Origin of the sequence: Phytopseudomonas punonensis, assembly GCF_900142655.1 — a bacterium.
Taxonomy (GTDB): domain Bacteria; phylum Pseudomonadota; class Gammaproteobacteria; order Pseudomonadales; family Pseudomonadaceae; genus Aquipseudomonas; species Aquipseudomonas punonensis.
Window position 1 is genome coordinate 150000 of sequence record NZ_FRBQ01000004.1, and the last position, 20301, is coordinate 170300.

At 61.6% G+C, this 20301-nt stretch carries 12 protein-coding genes; 8 read left to right on the forward strand and 4 right to left on the reverse strand.

Annotation, left to right across the window (positions count from 1 at the left end; translation table 11 throughout):
- Positions 1-31 precede the first annotated feature (31 nt).
- Positions 32-2977 carry a bifunctional [glutamate--ammonia ligase]-adenylyl-L-tyrosine phosphorylase/[glutamate--ammonia-ligase] adenylyltransferase gene (gene glnE / locus BUC40_RS13455; protein ID WP_073266506.1) on the reverse strand — a complete coding sequence of 982 codons (2946 nt, stop codon included), beginning with the start codon at positions 2975-2977 and terminating at the stop codon, positions 32-34.
- Positions 2978-3247: 270 nt separating this feature from the next.
- Between glnE and aceE the strand changes: the two genes are divergently transcribed.
- The 6 genes from aceE (at position 3248) to BUC40_RS13485 (ending at position 13116) form a co-directional block, all read left to right on the forward strand.
- Positions 3248-5896 (forward strand): pyruvate dehydrogenase (acetyl-transferring), homodimeric type, encoded by a 2649-nt coding sequence (gene aceE / locus BUC40_RS13460; protein WP_073266508.1) that lies wholly within the window; start codon positions 3248-3250, stop codon positions 5894-5896.
- An 11-nt stretch (positions 5897-5907) separates the two neighbouring features.
- Positions 5908-7875, forward strand: a complete 1968-nt coding sequence (gene aceF / locus BUC40_RS13465) for a dihydrolipoyllysine-residue acetyltransferase (RefSeq protein ID WP_073266515.1) — start codon at positions 5908-5910, stop codon at positions 7873-7875.
- A 332-nt stretch (positions 7876-8207) separates the two neighbouring features.
- Complete coding sequence (locus BUC40_RS13470) at positions 8208-10874, forward strand: putative bifunctional diguanylate cyclase/phosphodiesterase (RefSeq protein WP_073266521.1); 2667 nt, start codon at positions 8208-8210, stop codon at positions 10872-10874.
- Positions 10875-10932: 58 nt separating this feature from the next.
- On the forward strand, positions 10933-11583 hold the full coding sequence (gene msrA, locus BUC40_RS13475; RefSeq protein ID WP_073266523.1) for a peptide-methionine (S)-S-oxide reductase MsrA: 651 nt from the start codon (positions 10933-10935) through the stop codon (positions 11581-11583).
- Between the two features lie 15 nt (positions 11584-11598).
- Entirely contained in the window at positions 11599-11796 is a 198-nt protein-coding gene (locus BUC40_RS13480; protein ID WP_073266525.1) for a putative motility protein, read from the forward strand.
- Between the two features lie 69 nt (positions 11797-11865).
- A complete protein-coding gene (locus BUC40_RS13485; protein ID WP_073266527.1) occupies positions 11866-13116 on the forward strand; it encodes an HD-GYP domain-containing protein in 1251 nt (416 codons plus the stop codon).
- A gap of 247 nt (positions 13117-13363) precedes the next feature.
- On the opposite strand, the gene BUC40_RS13490 is transcribed toward BUC40_RS13485, so the two are convergent.
- On the reverse strand, positions 13364-14209 hold the full coding sequence (locus BUC40_RS13490) for a 23S rRNA (adenine(2030)-N(6))-methyltransferase RlmJ (protein WP_073266529.1): 846 nt from the start codon (positions 14207-14209) through the stop codon (positions 13364-13366).
- A gap of 161 nt (positions 14210-14370) precedes the next feature.
- On the opposite strand from BUC40_RS13490, the gene BUC40_RS13495 reads away from it, so the two are divergent.
- Positions 14371-16173, forward strand: a complete 1803-nt coding sequence (locus tag BUC40_RS13495) for an acyl-CoA dehydrogenase (RefSeq protein WP_073266531.1) — start codon at positions 14371-14373, stop codon at positions 16171-16173.
- Positions 16174-16239: 66 nt separating this feature from the next.
- Here the strand turns inward: BUC40_RS13495 and ppk1 are convergent, their stop codons facing one another.
- Together ppk1 and hemB are read right to left on the reverse strand one after the other, a co-directional pair.
- Positions 16240-18447, reverse strand: coding sequence for a polyphosphate kinase 1 (gene ppk1 / locus BUC40_RS13500; protein ID WP_073266533.1), 2208 nt, complete (start codon positions 18445-18447; stop codon positions 16240-16242).
- Positions 18448-18464: 17 nt separating this feature from the next.
- Positions 18465-19478 (reverse strand): porphobilinogen synthase, encoded by a 1014-nt coding sequence (gene hemB, locus BUC40_RS13505; protein ID WP_073266535.1) that lies wholly within the window; start codon positions 19476-19478, stop codon positions 18465-18467.
- 248 nt (positions 19479-19726) lie between these two features.
- Between hemB and BUC40_RS13510 the strand changes: the two genes are divergently transcribed.
- Positions 19727-20278 (forward strand): DedA family protein, encoded by a 552-nt coding sequence (locus tag BUC40_RS13510; protein ID WP_073266537.1) that lies wholly within the window; start codon positions 19727-19729, stop codon positions 20276-20278.
- The last annotated feature ends 23 nt before the right edge of the window (positions 20279-20301 follow it).

The window sequence follows — 20301 nt, forward strand, 5'->3', positions numbered from 1 at the left end:
GATAGAGATGCCCGATGGCGAACGGCAGCCATCAACTCAGGTCCAGCTCACGCCAGATACGCATCACGTTGCGCCGGTGCTCGTGAAACTGGTCGCCGCCCACTACCCCAGGCTGCTTCTGCAATGCCTGCCGATGGGCTGCCGAGCGGTAGGCTTTGTACGCGTCCTGTAGCAGGGTCGCCTCGCCATCGCGCAGCAGACCGAGCCGGTCCAGGCCTTCCAGAATGCGGATGTTATCGGTGAATTCGAGCAGCGCCGGATGCTGCTTCGACCACGCCAGAGCCGCGTATTGCACCATAAATTCAATATCGACGATACCTCCGGCGTCCTGCTTGAGGTCGAAGGGTGACGCCGCGTCGAAGGCATTTTCCGCCATACCGGCGGCTGTGGCCCGGCTTCCGAGGTTGTCGCGCATTTTGGCGCGCATCTCGCTGACCTCGGCCTGCAGCTTGGCCTGATCACGCTCACGAGCCAGCACGGCGGTGCGTACCTCGGCGAATGCACCGGCCACCCGCTCACAGCCAACCAGGACCCGCGCGCGCACGAGTGCCTGATGCTCCCACGTCCAGGCCTCGCCTTCCTGATAACGGCTGAAGGCGCCCAGCGAACTCACCAGCAGGCCAGCAGCGCCCGACGGCCGCAGGCGCATATCGACATCGTAGAGCTGGCCGGAGTTGGTCTGCGCGGTCAGCAGGTGAATGATGCGCTGCCCCAGGCGCGTGAAGAACTGCGCGCCGTCGATGGGCTTGGCGCCATCGGTCTCGGCTTGCGGATCGCCATCGTGGATGAACACCAGATCCAGATCCGAGCCATGGCCCAGTTCGATACCGCCGACCTTGCCGTAGCCGACGATGATGAAATCCGGCGCACAAGGGCTGCCGTCAGAACGCTGCGGCGTGCCATGGCGACTGACCATCTGCCGCCAAGCAAGGGCCAGCACCTGATCGAGAATGGCTTCGGCCAGCCAGGTCAGGTAATCGCTGACCTTCATCAGCGGCAGGCTGCCGGCGATCTCGGATGCCGCCACGCGCAGGCCGTGAGCCAGCTTGAAGTGGCGTAGCGCCTCCATCTGCTGCTCCAGGTCCTCCTCGGGAATTCGCGTCAGCCGCTCGCGCAGCTCTGCAGCCAACTCCGGCGCATGGGGCGGGCTGAACAGACGCCCCTCATTAAGCAATTCGTCGAGCAGTAGCGGGAAACGGCTGATCTGCTCGGCGATCCATGGGCTGGCCGCGCACAGCGTCAGCAGGCGCAGCAAGGCTCCGGGATTTTCCGTGAGCAGCACCAGATAGGCCGAGCGCCGCGCGACCGCCTCGATCAACGGCAATACCCGCTCCAGCACCAGATCCGGCTTTTCCTGCTCGACCGTAGCGGCCAGCAGGCGCGGGATGAAGGCGTCCAGACGTTCGCGACCAAGGCGCTGCATGGCTCGTACCTGATTGCCATTACGCAAGCCCACCAGGCGCTGCCAGGCGCCCTGAGCATCAGTGAAACCGGCCTCGGCGAGCTGTCGACATGCTGCTTCTTCATCCTGATCATCATTCCACAGCGGCAGCCAGTCCGCGCCGACCATGGGCTCTTCGCTGCCTTCCTGATCCTCGTCGGGGTCGGCAATGACCTGACGAAAGTGCCAGTCGACACGCCCACGCCAGTACATCAGTTGCTCGTGGAAGGCATTCCAGCCATCGAAACCGAGCATGAAGGCAACGCGCGCGCGATCCTGATCGTTATCCGGCAGCATCTGCGTCTGCCGGTCATCGATGGCCTGCAGGGCATGCTCGGTGTAGCGCAGAAAGGCGTAGCCAGCTAGCAGCTCATCGACCGCAGCTGAGGGCAAATAGCCTTGCCCCTTGAGCGTGTCGAGCACCTTGAGCAGCGAACGCTGCTGCAGACTGAGGTCACGCCCGCCATGAATCAGCTGGAACGCCTGGGCGATGAACTCCACCTCACGGATGCCGCCGGAGCCCAGCTTGATGTTCTCGGCCATGCCCTTGCGCCGCACTTCCTGCTGAATCAGCTGCTTCATGGTGCGCAGCGCGTCGATGGCGGAAAAATCCAGGTACCGCCGGTAGACGAACGGGCGCAGCATTTCCAGCAATTGCGCGCCAGCCTCCTGATCGCCACCGACCACGCGCGCCTTGATCATCGCGTAGCGCTCCCAGTCACGGCCCTGGTCCTGGTAGTACTGCTCCAGCGCATTGAAACTGAATACCAGCGCACCGGAAGAGCCGTAAGGGCGCAGGCGCATATCCGTGCGGAACACGAAACCGTCGACGGTGATGGCATCCAGTGCCTTGATCAGTTTCTGGCCCAGGCGAATGAAAAACTCCTGGTTATCCAGCGGCCTTTTGACGCCCTGGGCTTCGCCGCCTTCCGGGTAACCGAAAATCAGGTCAATGTCCGATGACAGGTTGAGTTCGAAGGCGCCGAGCTTGCCCATGCCAAGGATGACCATGTGCTGCGGCTCGCCACTGCGCCGCCCAACCGGCGTGCCAAACTGCTGGCAATGCTTGGGGTAGAGCCAGTGATAAGCAAGGTCGATACAAGCGTCAGCCAGATCGGAAAGGTCGCGACAGGTTTCCACCAGATCCGCCTGGCGGCTGACGTCACGCCAGATGATGCGCACCTGCTGACGATTGCGGAAACGGCGCAGGCTGCGCGCCAGAGCATTTTCATCCGTGCATTCGCTCAGCTGTTCGGCGAGCTGCCCGCGCAATTCGCCTGCACGCAGACGCCGCTCTAATTCGCCGCTGGCAGCCAGATCGAGGAGCATCTGCGGGTCACGCATGCCCTGCTGCGTCACGAAGTCGCTCGCTGCCGTCACCCGCTGCAGATGCTCCCTGCGCTGCGGCGGCCAGGCCGCGAAATCGGCAGCGGCCTCGGCAGACAATGTGGCGAAAACCTGCGTGAGCGATTGCTCGGCGCGCTGGGCAATGGGAAGAAGAGCGACAGGCAAAGAAACGAGCGCGGGCAGGCTCATGGTCTATCCTTTTCGGCGGGCTGCGGGGCCTGTTGGAAAACCGACGAAGCCAGCGGGAAGGCTCGCCACGTAAGGCTCGCGCCTGATTTGATTGTAGTTTCGCTGCTAATGAATCAACTGGAAGAGCTGAAATCGTCGTCCAAATGTAGTAAAACTACACAAAGCCGGATCTACCTAACCGGTATTTCCAAGAATTAACGTGCCCGCTCAAAAAGCCGGCCACGCATCCTGGCTTCCGATTCTGGAAGCCTTTCCGCTCTGGAGCAAGCCATGCAAGACCTCGATCCAATCGAAACCCAGGAATGGCTGGACGCACTGGAATCCGTCCTCGACAAGGAAGGCGAAGACCGTGCCCACTATCTGATGACGCGCCTGGGTGAGTTGGCCACTCGTAGCGGCACACAGTTGCCCTATTCGATTACCACTCCCTATCGCAACACCATCCCGGTAACACGCGAAGCGCGTATGCCGGGCGACCTGTTCATGGAGCGTCGCATTCGCTCGATCGTTCGCTGGAACGCTCTGGCCATGGTCATGCGCGCCAACATGCAGGATCCGGATCTGGGTGGTCACATCTCCACCTTCGCCTCCAGCGCGACCCTCTATGACATCGGCTTCAACTACTTCTTCCAGGCTCCGACCGAAGAACATGGCGGCGACCTGATCTACTATCAGGGCCACGCCTCTCCTGGCATCTACGCACGCGCCTTCCTGGAAGGCCGTCTGAGCGAAGAGCAGATGCTCAAGTTCCGTCAGGAAGTGGACGGTGGCGGCCTGTCGTCGTACCCGCACCCGCACCTGATGCCGGACTTCTGGCAGTTCCCGACCGTTTCCATGGGCCTGGGCCCGATCACCGCGATATACCAGGCACGCTTCATGAAGTACCTGGAAAACCGCGGTTTCATTCCAGCCGGCAAGCAGAAAGTCTGGTGTTTCATCGGCGACGGCGAGACCGACGAGCCGGAAACCCTGGGCGCCATTTCCCTGGCCGGCCGCGAAAACCTCGACAACCTGATCTTCGTCATCAACTGCAACCTGCAGCGCCTCGACGGCCCGGTTCGCGGTAATAGCAAGATCATCCAGGAACTCGAAGGCGTGTTCCGCGGCGCCAACTGGAACGTCAACAAGGTCATCTGGGGCCGCATGTGGGATCCACTGTTCGCCCAGGACGAAGATGGCCGCATGCAGCGCCGTATGGACCAGGCGATCGACGGCGAGTACCAGAACTACAAGGCCAAAGACGGCGCGTACGTGCGCAAGCACTTCTTCGGCCACGACCCAGAGCTGCTCAAACGCGTCGAGAAGCTGTCGGACGAGGAAATCTTCAACCTCAACCGTGGTGGCCACGACCCGTACAAGGTCTATGCGGCCTACCACCAGGCGGTCAACCACAAAGGCCAGCCGACCGTCATCCTGGCCAAGACCATCAAGGGTTATGGCACCGGTGCCGGCGAAGCCAAGAACACCGCGCACAACACCAAGAAGGTTGATATCGAGTCGCTGAAGAAATTCCGCGATCGCTTCGACATCCCACTGAACGATTCGCAGCTGGAAGAACTGCCGTTCTACCGTCCTGCCGAAGACAGCGCGGAAATGAAGTACCTGCGCAAGTGTCGCGAGAAGCTCGGCGGTCACCTGCCGCAGCGTAACCGTGGCACCAAGAGCATTCCGACACCGCCGCTGGAAACCCTCAAGGCCGTTCTGGATGGTTCGGGCGACCGCGAAATCTCTACCACCATGGCCTTCGGTCGCATCCTCGCGTCGATGATCAAGGACAAGGAGCTGGGCAGCCGCATCGTGCCGATCCTCGCTGACGAGGCGCGCACCTTCGGTATGGAAGGCATGTTCCGCCAGTTGGGTATCTACTCGCCTGTCGGCCAGCTGTACGAGCCGGTCGACCGCGACCAGGTGATGTACTACCGCGAAGAGAAGGACGGCCAGATCCTCCAGGAAGGTCTCAACGAGGCCGGTGCGTTCTCTTCCTTCATCGCTGCCGGTACCGCCTACAGCAACTACAACCAGCCAATGCTGCCGGTCTACATCTTCTACTCGATGTTCGGCTTCCAGCGTATCGGCGACCTTGCCTGGGCTGCCGGTGACGGCCAGACCCGCGGCTTCCTGCTGGGCGGCACTTCCGGCCGCACCACGCTGAACGGCGAAGGTCTGCAGCACGAAGACGGTCACAGCCACATTCTTGCCAGCACCATCCCCAACGTGCGCAGCTATGACCCCACCTACGCTTACGAGCTGGCGGTGATCATGCGCGAAGGCACGCACCGGATGATGACCCTGCAGGAAAACGTTTATTACTACATCACTGTAATGAACGAGAACTACCAGCAGCCTGCCATGCCCGAAGGTGTCGAAGAAGGCATCATCAAAGGCATGTACCTGCTCGAAGAGGACAAGAAGGAAGCCGCCCACCACGTCCAACTCATGGGCTGCGGCACCATCCTCAACGAAGTTCGCGAAGCGGCGAAGATCCTGCGCAACGACTACAACATCGGTGCCGATGTGTGGAGCGTTACCAGCTTCAACGAACTGCGTCGCAACGGCCTGGCCGTAGAGCGCAGCAACCGCCTGCACCCGGGCGACGAGCCCAAGCAGAGCTACGTCGAGCAGTGCCTGAGCGGCCGTAAAGGCCCGGTCGTGGCCAGCACCGACTACATGAAGCTGTTCGCCGAACAGATTCGCCAGTGGGTTCCGGTCAAGGAATACAAGGTTCTGGGTACCGATGGTTACGGCCGCAGCGACAGCCGTCGCAAGCTGCGCGACTTCTTCGAAGTGGACCGTCGCTGGGTTGTTCTGGCCGCGCTCGAAGCGCTGGCCGATCGTGGCGAAATCGAGCGCAAGGTGGTGGCCGAGGCCATCGTCAAGTTCGGTATCGACCCTGAAAAACGCAACCCACTGGACTGCTGAGGAGACGCATTGTGAGTGAATTGATTCGCGTACCCGACATCGGCGGTGGTGAGGGTGAAATCATCGAGCTGTTCGTCAAAGTTGGCGACCGCATCGAAGCCGACCAGAGCCTGCTGACCCTCGAGTCGGACAAGGCCAGCATGGAAATTCCGGCCCCCAAAGCCGGCGTCATCAAGAGCCTGAAGGTCAAGCTGGGCGACAACCTGAAAGAAGGTGACGAGCTGCTCGAGCTGGACGTGGAAGGCAATACTGCTGCCGAAGCCGCTCCAGCAGAGCAAGAAGCGCCTGCCGCCGCCGCAGCGCCAGCGGCCGAGCGTCAAGCTCAGTCGGCTGGCAGCGCCGAGGCTCAGGAAGTCAAAGTGCCGGACATCGGTTCCAGCGCCAAGGCCAGCATCATCGAAGTAGCGGTCAAGCCGGGCGACACTATCGAAGTCGACCAGTCGCTGATCACCCTCGAGTCCGACAAGGCCAGCATGGAAATTCCATCGCCTGCCGCGGGCGTGGTGGAAAGCGTGTCGGTCAAGGTGGGTGACGAAGTCGGCACCGGCGATCTGATCCTGGTGCTCAAGGGCGCTGCTGGCGCTCAACCGCAACAGGCTGCCAGCGCGCAGGCGCCTGCACCTGCTGCCGCCCCTGCCGAAGCAGCTGCGCCTGCAGCCGCCGAAGAGCAGGCTGGCGAGAGCAGCGAAGAAGTGCGTATTCCGGACATCGGCGCCGATGCTGCCAGCGTCATCGAGATGCTGGTCAAGGTTGGCGACAGCGTAGAAGCCGAGCAATCTTTGATCACCCTCGAATCGGCCAAGGCGAGCATGGAAATCCCTGCTCCCAAAGCTGGCGTGATCGAAAGCATCGCCATCAAGGTGGGTGACGAAGCCAAGACCGGCGATCTGATTCTGGTCCTCAAGGTACAGGGCAAAGCCGCGGCCAAGCCCGCTGCCGCCGCTCAGGCACCCGCCGCTACACCCGAGCAGGCCAAACCGGCCAACGTTCAGGGCAGCGCGCCTGCCAAAGCCGCACCGCAAGCAGCTCCGGCTGCCGCACCAAGCCGTGATGGCAGCAAGGTACATGCTGGCCCGGCGGTACGCCAATTGGCCCGTGAATTCGGCGTCGAGCTGAGCGCCGTGCCTGGCACTGGCCCCAAAGGTCGCATTCTCAAGGAAGACGTGCAGGTTTACGTCAAAGCCGAGCTGCAGAAAGCCAAGTCGGCGCCTGCCGCCGCGGCTGCCGGTGCTACCGGCGGCGCTGGCATTCCGCCGATCCCGACCGTCGACTTCAGCAAGTTCGGTGAAGTCGAAGAAGTACCGATGACCCGCCTGATGCAGGTCGGCGCTGCCAACCTGCACCGCAGCTGGCTGAACGTGCCGCACGTGACGCAGTTCGACTCGGCCGACATCACCGAGCTGGAAGCCTTCCGTGTCTCGCAGAAGGCCGTCGCCGAGAAAGCCGGCGTCAAGCTGACCGTGCTGCCGCTGCTGCTCAAGGCCTGCGCCTACCTGCTCAAGGAACTGCCGGACTTCAACAGTTCCCTGTCGCCGAGCGGCAAGGCGGTGATCCGCAAGAAGTACGTGCACATCGGCTTCGCTGTCGATACCCCGGATGGCCTGCTGGTGCCGGTAATCAAGAACGTCGATCAGAAGAGCCTGCTGCAACTGGCTGCCGAAGCCGCTGCACTGGCTGAGAAAGCGCGCAACAAGAAGCTTTCGGCTGACGACATGCAGGGCGCCTGCTTCACCATCTCCAGCCTCGGTCACATTGGCGGCACCGGCTTCACGCCGATCGTTAACGCGCCGGAAGTGGCGATCCTTGGTGTCAGCAAGGCCACCATCCAGCCGGTCTGGGATGGCAAAGCCTTCCAGCCCAAACTGATGCTGCCGCTGTCGCTGTCCTACGATCACCGCGTGATCAATGGTGCGGCCGCTGCGCGCTTCACCAAGCGCCTGGGCGATGTGCTGACTGACATCCGTACCATGCTGCTGTAAGCGATAGGTTTTCGAGCGCCACGCTCGTACCTCGCTCGACCCCGCCCAACCAGGCGGGGTTTTTTTTGCTCGTTTTGCAGCAACAGACATCGTCAGAGCTGCAAAAACGATATAAAGCCCCACTTAATTTCCGAAAATTAGTACTTTTAAATCAGGCAGTTGAAATAAAGAAATCATAATGCCATTAGATTCCTTGTCAGCCGTTACACCATGGTGCAACCTAGCGCCACTTCCGCCTTAGAGCGGTCAGGGAGATATGGCAACACCCCTTGTAGCGCTATAGTGAAGAGGCCAGGCGTTTGCCTGTGCTAGTTGATGGATACAGCCATTCGATGAAAAGCCATCCCGATACCGCAGGTCGCGCAGCGGCCGAGGTCGTGACGCAACTGCCCGTGCCTTCGCGGCTGGGCATGATGCGTTTCGAGCGGATGAATGAACCCAACTGGCTGCTCCTATTTATCGACGCCTCCTGCGAGAAACAGCTCGGCATCCAGCCCAGTGATCTCTGCAACCTCGTGGAAACTCCCTATGCCAGCCTGATGGAGCCGGAAGCGCGCTACCGCCTGCACGACTCCATTCAGCAACAACTTATCCAGTCGCCACGCTACATGGTGCGCTATACCCTGCACACACCGCAGGGCCCGCTGCAACTGATGGAGCTCGGCGAGCCGTTCAAGCAGCGCGGCCGCTCGCTGCTACGTGGCTACCTGCTGGTGGCCAATGACCAGATGGCAGCAACGCCGTCGCCGCAGCAGGACTCTCTCGAAGACCTGCAGCGCAGCCAGGCCGAGCTGCAGCAACATCAGCTACGTGCCCTCGCTCAGCAGCAGCTGATCGTGCGGCTGGCCAGCCAGCGCTATCAGGGCAATGACCCGCGTAGCGAAGCAGCTGAGCTGATCACCCGCAGCGCCTGTGAGATCTACGGCATCGCCCGCGCCGGTATCTGGCACATCAACGGTGACACCCTTGAGCCCGTGGCACTCTACGTCGCGGATGAGGGCCACGACGAAATACTACTGCCCATCGATGGTCGTCGTTACCCAAACTACCTGCGCGCGCTCAAGGAAGGCCGTGCGCTCGACGCTCACGACGCCGAAAACGACTCGCGTACCCGCGAGCTGCTCGACGATTACCTGCGACCAAAATCGGTAACTGCCATTCTCGATGCCAGCATCCGAGTCGGCGGTGAGCTGGTCGCGGTGCTGTGCCTCGAACACAGCGGCGGGCCTCGCGCCTGGCAGGCCGACGAAGTCGCCTTTGCTGGCGAGCTGGCCGACCAGTACGCCAGCGTGCTGAGCAACCAGGAACGCCGCAACGCCACTAGCGCGCTGTATCTGTTCCAGCGCGCCGTCGAGCAGAGCGCCAGCGCTTTCATCCTGCTCAACCGCGACGGCATGGTGGAGTATGTGAACCCCAGCTTTACCGCGATCACCCAGTACAGTGCCGACGAAGTACAGGGCCGCCAGCTCTCCGAGCTGCCGGCCCTTGAGAATCTCAGCGAGCTGCTGTTCGACAGCGAATCCGGGCTCGCCGAACACAACAGCTGGCAGGGTGAGTTCAAGAGCCGTCGCAAGAACCTCGAGCCCTATTGGAGCCAGTTCTCGATCTCCAAGGTGCATGCCGACGACGGCACCCTGACTCACTACATCGGAATCTACGAAGACATCACCGAAACCAAGCAGTCCCAGCAGCGCATTGAGCGCCTGGCCTACAGCGACAACCTCACCGGCCTGGGCAACCGCTACGCGTTCATTCGCGCACTGGAAAAGCGCTTTGCCGGCAACCCCACGCCAATCAGCCTGCTGCTGGTCGACATCGACAACTTCAAGCGCATCAACGACACCCTCGGCCACCAGACTGGTGACAAGCTGCTGGTCAGCCTGGCCAAGCGACTGCGTAACAGCTTCAGCGGTGAAGGCACCCTGGCGCGCTTCGCCAGCAACGAATTCGCCATTCTGCTCGACAACTGCGAGAGCCAACGCGGCCAGCTGATCGCCCAACAGGTGCTGGAAACCCTCGACAAGCCGCTGTTCGTCGACAACCAACTGATCAACGTCAGCGGCTCCGTGGGCCTGGCCTGTTCGCCAGAGCACGGCGCTGATCCGCAAACGCTGATGAAACATGCGGGCCTGGCCCTGCACAAGGCCAAGGCCAACGGCAAACACCAGCTGCAGGTGTTCACCGATGTGCTCAATGCCGAAGCCAACTACAAGCTGTTCGTGGAAAACAACCTGCGCCGCGCCCTGACGCAGAACGAGCTGGAAGTGTTCTACCAACCCAAGCTGTGCCTGAAAACCGGGCAGTTGCTGGGCATGGAAGCGTTGCTGCGCTGGCATCACCCGGAGCGCGGCATGATCCGCCCGGACCAGTTCATCAGTGTGGCCGAGGAAACCGGGCTCATCGTACCGATCGGCAAGTGGGTGGTGCTCCAGGCCTGCCGCATGAGCAAGCAACTGACCGCTGTTGGGCTGGGCAATCTACAGGTGGCTATCAACCTGTCGCCCAAGCAGTTCAGCGATCCGGATCTGGTCGGCTCGATCGCCGCCATTCTCGAAGAAGAGCAACTGCCGCCGGAGCTGCTCGAACTGGAACTCACCGAAGGCCTGCTGCTGGAAGCCACCGACAGCACACGCAGCCAGCTCAATGCCCTCAAGCAGCTCGGCCTGACCCTGGCCATGGACGACTTCGGCACTGGTTACTCGTCGCTCAGCTACCTGAAGAAATTCCCGATCGATGTGATCAAGATTGATCGCAGCTTCATCAAGGACATCCCCGAGAACGAGGACGACATGGAAATCACCTCTGCAGTGATCGCCATGGCCCACAACCTCAAACTCAAGGTCGTCGCCGAAGGCGTCGAAACCCCTGCGCAACTGGCGTTCCTGCGCCGCCACAATTGCGATATCGGCCAAGGCTATCTGTTTGATCGTCCCATTCCCGGCCGTGATCTGGTAGAAAGTCTCAAACGCTACCCGCGGCGCCCGGCCGCTAGACGGTAATCAACATCCGTCAGCCGCTGCGGTCTACCCCAGAACAATGATTCGGAGAACACTCAGCATGGCCTTACGCTCGGAAATTCTTGCCCACAAACTCGAACTGCCAAGTGCTGAACAGGCGCTGCCTGGTCGCGAAACGCCGATTTCGGTACCCGATGCGCACTTCGTCAACGGTAACGCGCTGCAAGGCCCCTTCCCCGCCGGCCTGCAGACTGCCATTTTCGGCCTGGGCTGTTTCTGGGGTGCCGAGCGGCGCTTCTGGCAACAACCGGGCGTGTGGAGCACCGCCGTAGGTTACGCAGGCGGCCATACGCCTAACCCAACCTATGAAGAAACCTGCTCGGGCCTGACCGGCCACGCCGAAGTGGTGCTGGTAGTGTTCGACCCGCAATTGACCAGCTACGAGCAGTTGCTGAAAGTCTTCTGGGAAGTGCACAACCCGACCCAGGGCATGCGCCAGGGCAACGACATCGGCAGCCAATACCGCTCGGCGATCTATTGCACTGACGAACAACAGCTGGCGGCCGCTCAAGCCAGTCAGGCGCAGTTTCAGGAAGAGCTGCGCAAGGCAGGCCTGGGCGAGATCACCACCGAAATCGCCCCGGCGCCAACCTTCTACTACGCTGAGGCCTACCACCAGCAGTATCTGGCCAAGAACCCGGAAGGCTATTGTGGCCTGGGCGGCACGGGTGTGTGCCTTCCACCTCAGTAACAGGAGCAGACGGACGTGGAGTTGAGCAGCATTTCCAGCCAGGTATCGAGTCAGGCAGCTGCGCAGTTCTCTGCACAGATGTCGCTCCTGCTGCTGAAAAAGACGCTTGAACTGCAGACCGCCAATATCAGCGGGCTGATGCAGCCCGTTGCCCCGGTCAGTGCTCCCAGCAATCCGCCAAATCTGGGCACCAGCATCGACGTGATGGCCTGAAGAACTGCTGCCATCACGTCACCAGCCGGCTAAACTGTTGGCAATTAGCCAGCAAACGACGAGCACGGCATGCCCGCCAACCTCCCTTACATCTCCCCCGATCAACTTTGCGTCGGCCTCTATGTTCACTTGGACCTGAGCTGGTGGGAGCACTCATTTGCTTTCAGCAACTTCAAGATCAAGGACGAAGGCCAGCTCAAGCAGCTGCATGCTCTGGGCCTCAAGCGCTTGCGCTATGACCCGGCGCGCAGTGATTGCGAACCGTTGCCGCTGCCCGAAAGTCCGGCGCAGCCGACCCCTCCACCGCCGCCACCAGATCCTCAGGAACAGGCGCGACAAGCGCGGGTGCAACAGTTGAGCGTGCTGCGCAAGCGGCTATCGGAAGTTGATCGCGCGTTCGTCCAGGCCAGCCAGCGGGTCAAGGCACTCAACCAGAGCCTGCGCAACCAGCCCGAAGAGTCGGTCAAGCAGGCTGGCGCACTGGTTCATGAGATGGTCGCCACCATGCTTGGCGAAGATGGCGTTGCGTTGCACAGCATCACTGGCAAGGCAGCTGAAGACTCCTACATCCACTCGCTCAACGTCACCGTGCTGTCGATGATGCTCGGTCGCCAGCTGGGCCTGGATGCCGAGGCCAGCCACATGCTTGGCATGGGCGCGCTGCTACATGACATCGGCAAGCTGGAGCTGCCCAGCAAGGTGCTGCTCAAGCCGCCACCGCTGACCCGCCCGGAACAACAGTTGCTGGAAATGCACACGCTGTACGGCAAGCGCATGGGCGAAAAGCTGATGCTCGATGACGACGTGCTGCGGATCATCTACGAGCACCATGAGCACTGCGATGGCAGCGGTTATCCACAGCAGCTGCGCGAAGCCTCAATCGGCCGCTTGAGCCGTATCGTGTGCATCGCCAACCACTTCGACAACCTGTGCAACCCCGTCGACCCGCGAATGGCGCTAAGCCCACACGAAGCACTGGCGCGGATGTTCCTGCCGCAGTACAGGGTGCGTTTCGACGATGTTGCGTTGAAAGCCTTTATCCGCTGCATGGGCGTCTATCCGCCTGGCAGCCTGGTGCAGCTCGAGGACGAGCGCTACGCCCTGGTGCTGGGTATGCACCCGACACTGCCGATGAAGCCGACGCTGATCATCTACGACCCGGCAGTGCCCAAGGAAGAAGCTCTGATCGTCAATCTCGAAGCGGAGCCGAAACTGTCCATCGCCAGCAGCATGCGCCCTTCGCAGCTGCCGCCCGAAGCGCTCGAATACCTCAACCCGCGCCAGCAACTGACCTACTACGTCGACCCGCGGCGCCGTTAAGCAGATGGCGGCTCAAACGTTGCGGCAGCCTCAGCACCTGTTCATGATCTTTATAAGCATGAAGCGCCAGCTACAAGGCAAGAGCGAACATCCAATTGTAGGGTGGATGACGCTTCACCCATCCACCGCCCTGCAATCGCGATGGTGGACAAAAAGAGCGTTGTCCACCCTACGGGAACGACCGACTGCTTCCGCCACTTAGCGGCCAAAATCGACGAAGCTGGACTTAAATATCGTGAACAGGCTCTTAGGGCTGCTGCTCGGCGATCAGCCAATCCAGGCGCCAGCCTCCCTTGCTTTGCGCCATACGCTCGGCCAGCCAGGGCAAAAGCTCGCGCAGCTCTTCTTCCAGGCCCCATGGCGGATTGCTGATCAGCAAGCCCGAACCGTTCAGGCGCCCTGCTTCGTCCGCCGGGTGTACGAACAGCTCGGCGCGCAGCAGTTTCGGCGCGGCGCTCTTTTCCATGTCGCGGTAGAAGCGCTTGAGCTGACGTTCATCCTTGATCGGGTACCAGATCGCCACGATGGTCTGGCGCATACGGCCGATGGCCTCGTTGAGCGAGGTGACGCAACGCTCCAGCTCATCAGCCTTCTCGAATGGCGGATCGATCAGCATCACCGCGCGCTTCTCGCGCGTAGGCAGCAACGCGCGCGGCAGGTGCCAGCCCTCACCCAGGTGTACCGCCACGCGCCGATCGCCGGACATGTTCTCTTTGAGCAACTGGCCGTCTTCGGGATGTTTTTCGTTGAGGTGCAGGCGATCCTGCTCGCGGGTCTGCAGGCGCGCCAGCTCAGGCGAGCCGGGGTAATGCCGCAGTACGCCGTCGGGATTCATCGCCCGGATCACTTCCAGATAATCGAGCAGCGGCTCCGGAACGTCGATCGCGTCCCACAGGCGGCCAATCCCCTCGCGCCACTCCCCGGTACGGCTAGCCTGGTCGCCAGTCAGGTCGTAAAGACCTACGCCCGCGTGGCTGTCCAGGTACGCATAGGGCGCCTCCTTGCGCGCCAGCAGCGCGAACAGGCGGCACAGCACAAGGTGTTTCAACACGTCGGCATGGTTGCCGGCGTGGAAGGCGTGGCGGTAATTCATCATCGGCTCCTGAGCAGGAGGCGAATTGTAGCCGGCCTGCGTGCGCAGTGCAGCGCCAGGAGAGACGGCGCTCAGCTTCTCCCTAGGTATCACCGGCTTCGATGATGCTGGCGACGCGCTCGCTGCGCCCTAGACTGGCCTCAATCCACCGGAGAGCCACCATGCCCGACACTCTGCTAAGCGCCCGCAACCTGGCGTTCGAACTCTACGAAGTGCTCGATGCCGAAGCGCTCAGCCAGCGCCCACGGTTCAGCGAACATAACCGGGAAACCTTCGACGCCGCACTGAACACTGCGCGCAGCATCGCCGAGAACCTGTTCGCGCCGCACAACCGCAAGAACGACGAGCATGAGCCGCAGTACGTCGATGGCGGTGCGCAACTGATCGCCGAGGTCAAACCCGCGCTAGACGCATTCAACGAGGCGGGTTTTCTGAACGCCACACGGGACTTCGACGCTGGCGGCATGCAGCTCCCCACGCTGCTGTCTCAGGCCTGCTTCGCGCATTTCCAGGCAGCCAATATCGCCACGGCCTCCTACCCGCTGCTGAGTATGGCCGCCGCCAACCTGATCGAAGCCTTTGGCGATGAGCTGCAGAAAAGCCGCTTCTTGCAGCCGATGATCGAAGGCCGCTTTTTCGGCACCATGGCTTTGACCGAACCTCACGCGGGCTCGTCCCTCGCAGACATCCGCACCCGCGCGGAACCGGCGGGCGACGGCAGTTACCGTCTCAAGGGCAACAAGATTTTCATCTCCGGCGGGGATCACGACCTCAGCGACAACATCATCCATCTGGTGCTGGCTCGCTTACCTGACGCACCAGTTGGCGTGAAAGGTATCTCGCTGTTTATCGTGCCGAAGTTCATGGTCGAGGAAGACGGCAGCCTGGGCGCCCGTAACGATGTGGTGCTGGCAGGCCTGTTCCACAAGATGGGCTGGCGTGGCACTACTTCCACGGCGCTTAACTTCGGCGATCACGGCGGCTGTGTCGGCTACCTGGTGGGCAAAGCGCATGCTGGGCTTTCCTACATGTTTCAGATGATGAACGAGGCCCGTATCGGCGTTGGCATGGGCGCGACAATGCTCGGCTACGCCGGTTACCTGTACTCGCTGGACTACGCCCGTCAGCGCACCCAAGGCCGCCTGCCGGATGGCAAGAACCCGCTCGCCGGGCAGGTGGCGATCATCGAACACGCCGATGTTCGGCGCATGCTGCTGACCCAGAAAGCCTATGTGGAGGGCGCCTTCGACCTGGCGCTGTATTGCGCGCGCCTGTGCGACGACAGCCATACGCTGGAGGATGCCGAGCAGCGCGAACAGGCCGGCCAGCTGCTCGACCTGCTGACGCCGATCGCCAAATCCTGGCCGTCGGAATACTGCCTGCGGGCCAATGCCCTGGCGATCCAGATCCTCGGTGGCCACGGCTACACCCGCGATCATCCGGTGGAGCAGTACTACCGCGACAACCGCCTGAATCCGATTCACGAAGGGACCCATGGCATCCAGTCTCTCGACCTGCTCGGCCGCAAGGTCGGCCAGCACGGCGGCGCCGCGCTGAAAGCATTGAGCCGGCAGATCATCGCCACCTGCGGCCGCGCTGAACCTTTCACCAAGCTCGACGACCTACGCCAGCCGCTGGAATCACTGCTCAAGCGCTTGTCGGACGTCACCTTCGGCCTGCTTGGCGATCTCCAGCAGGGCCGCGTCAACGAGGCGCTTGCTGACTCGGCGCTGTACCTCAAGGTATTTGGCCACCTAGTGATCGGCTGGCGCTGGCTGGAGCAGGCCGTACGTGCCGAGCAAGGCCGCCTCGCAGGCAACCTGGCCGACGCCGTCTTCTACAGCGGCAAGCTGCAGGCAGCGCGCTACTTCCTGCTGCGTGAAGTACCGGGCTGTCATCACGATCTGGATTTGCTGGAAGAGCGTGACGACACCTGCGTGACGATGCAGGACGCCTGGTTTTAGGTTCTCCACAACGAAAAACGGGCCATTTGGCCCGTTTTCTTTTTGCAGCAACCTTCTAGCAACAACTCAGCGCGGAATGATTACCGGCGCGCTGAGTTTCTCCAACAAGGTGGCCTGCGCGCTGCGCGAGTTCTGGTTGCCGGTTGGCGAGAGCCGCACATAGCGCCCGTCCGGTTGCAGCACCCAGGCGTGGGTATTGTCGGTCAGGTAGGTCTCCAGCTCCTTCTTGACCCGAGTGATGAGCTTTTTGCCCTCCACCGGGAAGCAGGTCTCCACACGCTTGTCGAGGTTGCGCTCCATCCAGTCGGCGCTGGACAGGTAGATCAGCTCGTCACCGCCATTAAGGAAGTAGTAAACGCGGGTGTGCTCCAGGAAGCGACCGATGATCGAGCGCACCTGAATGTTATGCGACACCCCGGGAATACCCGGCCGCAAGCAGCACATGCCGCGCACCACCAAGTCGATCTTCACGCCGGTCTGGCTGGCCTTGTACAACGCGCGGATGATCTTCGCGTCGGTCAGCGAGTTGAACTTGGCGATGATGTGCGCCGGCTTGCCTTCGGCAGCCGCCGCCGTCTCTTTGGCGATCAGGTCGAGCAGGGTCTTCTTCAGGGTGAAGGGCGCGTGCAGCAGCTTCTTCATGCGCAGAGTCTTGCCCATGCCGATCAGCTGGCTGAACAGCTTGGATACGTCCTCGCCCAGCGCCACGTCGGCAGTCAGCAGACTGTAGTCGGTGTACAGCCGCGCGTTACCGGCGTGGTAGTTACCGGTGCCCAAGTGCGCGTAGCGGCGAATCTCGCCGTTTTCGCGGCGCAGGATCAGCATCATCTTCGAGTGGGTCTTGAAGCCGACCACACCGTAGATCACCACCGCACCGGCGGCTTGCAGGCGGCTGGCCAGCGCCAGGTTGGATTCTTCGTCGAAGCGTGCACGCAGCTCAATCACCGCGGTGACTTCCTTGCCATTACGCGCGGCTTCCACCAGCGCATCGACGATTTCCGAGTTGGCGCCCGAGCGGTACAGGGTCTGTTTGATCGCCAGCACGTGCGGGTCTTTCGCGGCCTGACGCAGCAGGTCGACGACCGGCGTGAACGACTCGAAGGGGTGCAGCAGCAGGATGTCCTGCTTGCTGACCACGCTGAAGATGTTCTCGCTGTTCTGCAACAGCTTGGGAATGACTGGCGTAAACGGTAAATGCTGCAGTTCCGGATGGCTGTCCAGACCGGTGATGCTGAACAGGCGAGTCAGGTTGACAGGGCCGTTGACCTGATAGAGCTCGTGCTCCGACAGGCCGAACTGCTTGAGCAACTGATCGGTCAGGTGTTTCGGGCAGGTATCGACCACCTCCAGGCGCACAGCGTCACCGTAGCGGCGGCTGAACAGCTCGCCACGCAGGGCGCGGGCCAGGTCTTCGACGTCCTCGGTGTCCACCGACAGGTCGGCGTTACGGGTCAGGCGGAACTGGTAGCAGCCCTTGACCTTCATGCCTGGGAACAGATCGTCGGCATGCGCGTGGATCATCGACGACAGGAACACGTAGTTGGCGCCCGGGCCACCGACTTCCTCCGGCACCTTGATGATCCGCGGCAGCAGGCGTGGCGCGGGGATTACCGCCAGACCGGAGTCGCGACCGAAGGCATCGACGCCCTCCAGCTCGACGATGAAGTTCAGGCTCTTGTTGACCAGCAGCGGGAACGGGTGCGTCGGATCGAGGCCGATCGGCGTGATTATCGGCGCGATCTCGTCACGGAAGTAACGGCGCACCCAGGCCTTGTGCTTGGTCGTCCAGTAGCGGCGACGAATGAAGTTGATACCGTGCTTGGCCAGCGCCGGGAACAGCACGTCATTGAGAATGGTGTACTGACGGCCAACCTGCTCGTGCACCAGATCGGCGATGCGCGACAGAGCCTGGTGCGGCTGCAGACCATCGGCACCGGCCTGCTCACGGGCGAAATTGATCTGCTTCTTCAGACCGGCGACGCGGATCTCGAAGAACTCGTCGAGGTTGCTGGAGAAGATCAGTAGGAACTTCAAGCGTTCGAGCAGCGGGTAGGACTCGTCCAGCGCCTGTTCCAGCACGCGGATGTTGAACTGCAACTGCGACAGCTCGCGGTGGATGTACAGGCTGCTGTCATCGAGACCGGGCACGACAACCGCCGGGGTTTCAACTACGGGTGTTTCCACGACTGTTTCCACCGGCGCCTCGTCGATAACCGGCAGGCTTACTACCGGTACATCGAGCTGTTCGTTCTCACTGAGTCCTTCGTTGCTCATTGAATTACCCTGGAGGGCTACTGCCCCTGTCGTATGAGTTCGGCCGCACGCACGGCGAAATAGGTGAGGATGCCATCGGCACCCGCTCGTTTGCAGGCGGTCAGTGATTCGAGAATCACCGCTTCGCTCAGCCAGCCATTCTGGATGGCGGCCATGTGCATCGCGTATTCACCACTGACTTGGTAGACAAAGGTCGGCACCTTGAATTCGGTTTTCACCCGGGAAACGATGTCCAGATAGGGCATGCCCGGCTTGACCATGACCATGTCGGCGCCCTCGGCCAGGTCAGCGGCGACCTCGTGCAACGCTTCATCGCTGTTGGCCGGGTCCATCTGGTAGGAAGCCTTGTTGGCCTTGCCCAGGTTCAGCGACGAGCCCACGGCATCGCGGAACGGGCCGTAGTAGGCGCTCGCGTACTTGGCAGAGTAGGCCATGATCCGCACGTTGACGTGATCGGCCAGCTCCAGCGCTTCGCGGATCGCCTGGATACGCCCGTCCATCATGTCCGACGGGGCGACGACCTGGGCGCCGGCATCGGCATGGGACAGCGCCTGCTTGACCAGCGCATCGACAGTGATGTCGTTCTGCACGTAGCCTTCTTCGTCGAGAATGCCGTCCTGGCCGTGGGTGGTGAACGGATCCAGCGCGACGTCGGTGATCACCCCCAGTTCCGGGAAGCGCGCGCGCAACGCACGGGTAGCGCGCTGGGCAATGCCATCCGGGTTCCAGGCTTCACTGCCATCGAGGCTTTTCTTTTCCGCGGGGGTGACCGGGAACAGGGCCAGAGCGGGAATGCCCAGTGCTACCCATTTCTCGGCTTCCTGCAGCAGCAGGTCGATGGACAAACGCTCAACGCCCGGCATGGACGCCACCGCCTCACGCTGATTCTCACCGTCGAGCACGAATACCGGCAGGATCAGGTCGTCTGTGGTCAGCACGTTCTCGCGCACCAGACGCCGGGAAAAGTCGTCGCGACGGTTGCGACGCAGGCGGGTGGCAGGGAACAAGCGGTTGGCGGGGGTAAAGCTCACGGCAGACTCCTGGGCCCGCTCGAGCGGGCGAAGTGTGACAGTTATAAGCGGCCATTATGACTAAATGATGACGACCATAACGAATACTGCGACGGCGCGTCGCAGCCTATAAGGCACATCGAGACCGGCAAAAAGCTCGTGAGGCCGCGCCCACCCTAGCCCATGGATATTTCACAGTATTTCGACAAATGCTGTTTTAGATTGTCGAACGGCGTAGCCTTGCCTCCCCATTTCTACGGTTCTCTTCAATGCTGGAAAATCTGCTGCAGCACTTTGGTTACCCGGTTCTCTCGCTGGGCACCTTTCTTGAAGGTGAAATGTCGCTTCTGTTGGCAGCCTACCTGGCGTTGCGCGGCATTCTGCAAATCGAGCTGGTCATGCTGTTCGCCTTTATCGGCACCTATGCCAGCGACCAGCTGTGGTTCCACCTTGGGCGCCGTCACGGTCGCCGTATTCTCGAACGCCGGCCAAAGTGGCAGGCGCTCAGCGACAAGGCCCTGGTGTACCTGCGCCGCCACCCAGATCTTTGGGTGCTGGGCTTTCGCTTCTTCTACGGCATGCGCACGGTGATGCCACTGGCGATTGGCATATCCGGTTATTCGCCACGGCGCTACATGATCCTCGACGCCATCGGTGCAGGAGTCTGGACCATCGTGCTCGGTACCCTCGCCTACAAACTCGGCCGCGCGCTGGAAGGCTTGCTTGGCGAACTGCACCAGGTGCAGTTCTACCTGTTTGGCGGCCTGCTGGTGATCGGTCTTGGCGTCTGGCTGTACCGGCGTAGACAGCGCGAGAGCTGACACTGCCCGCTTGACGGACTCGC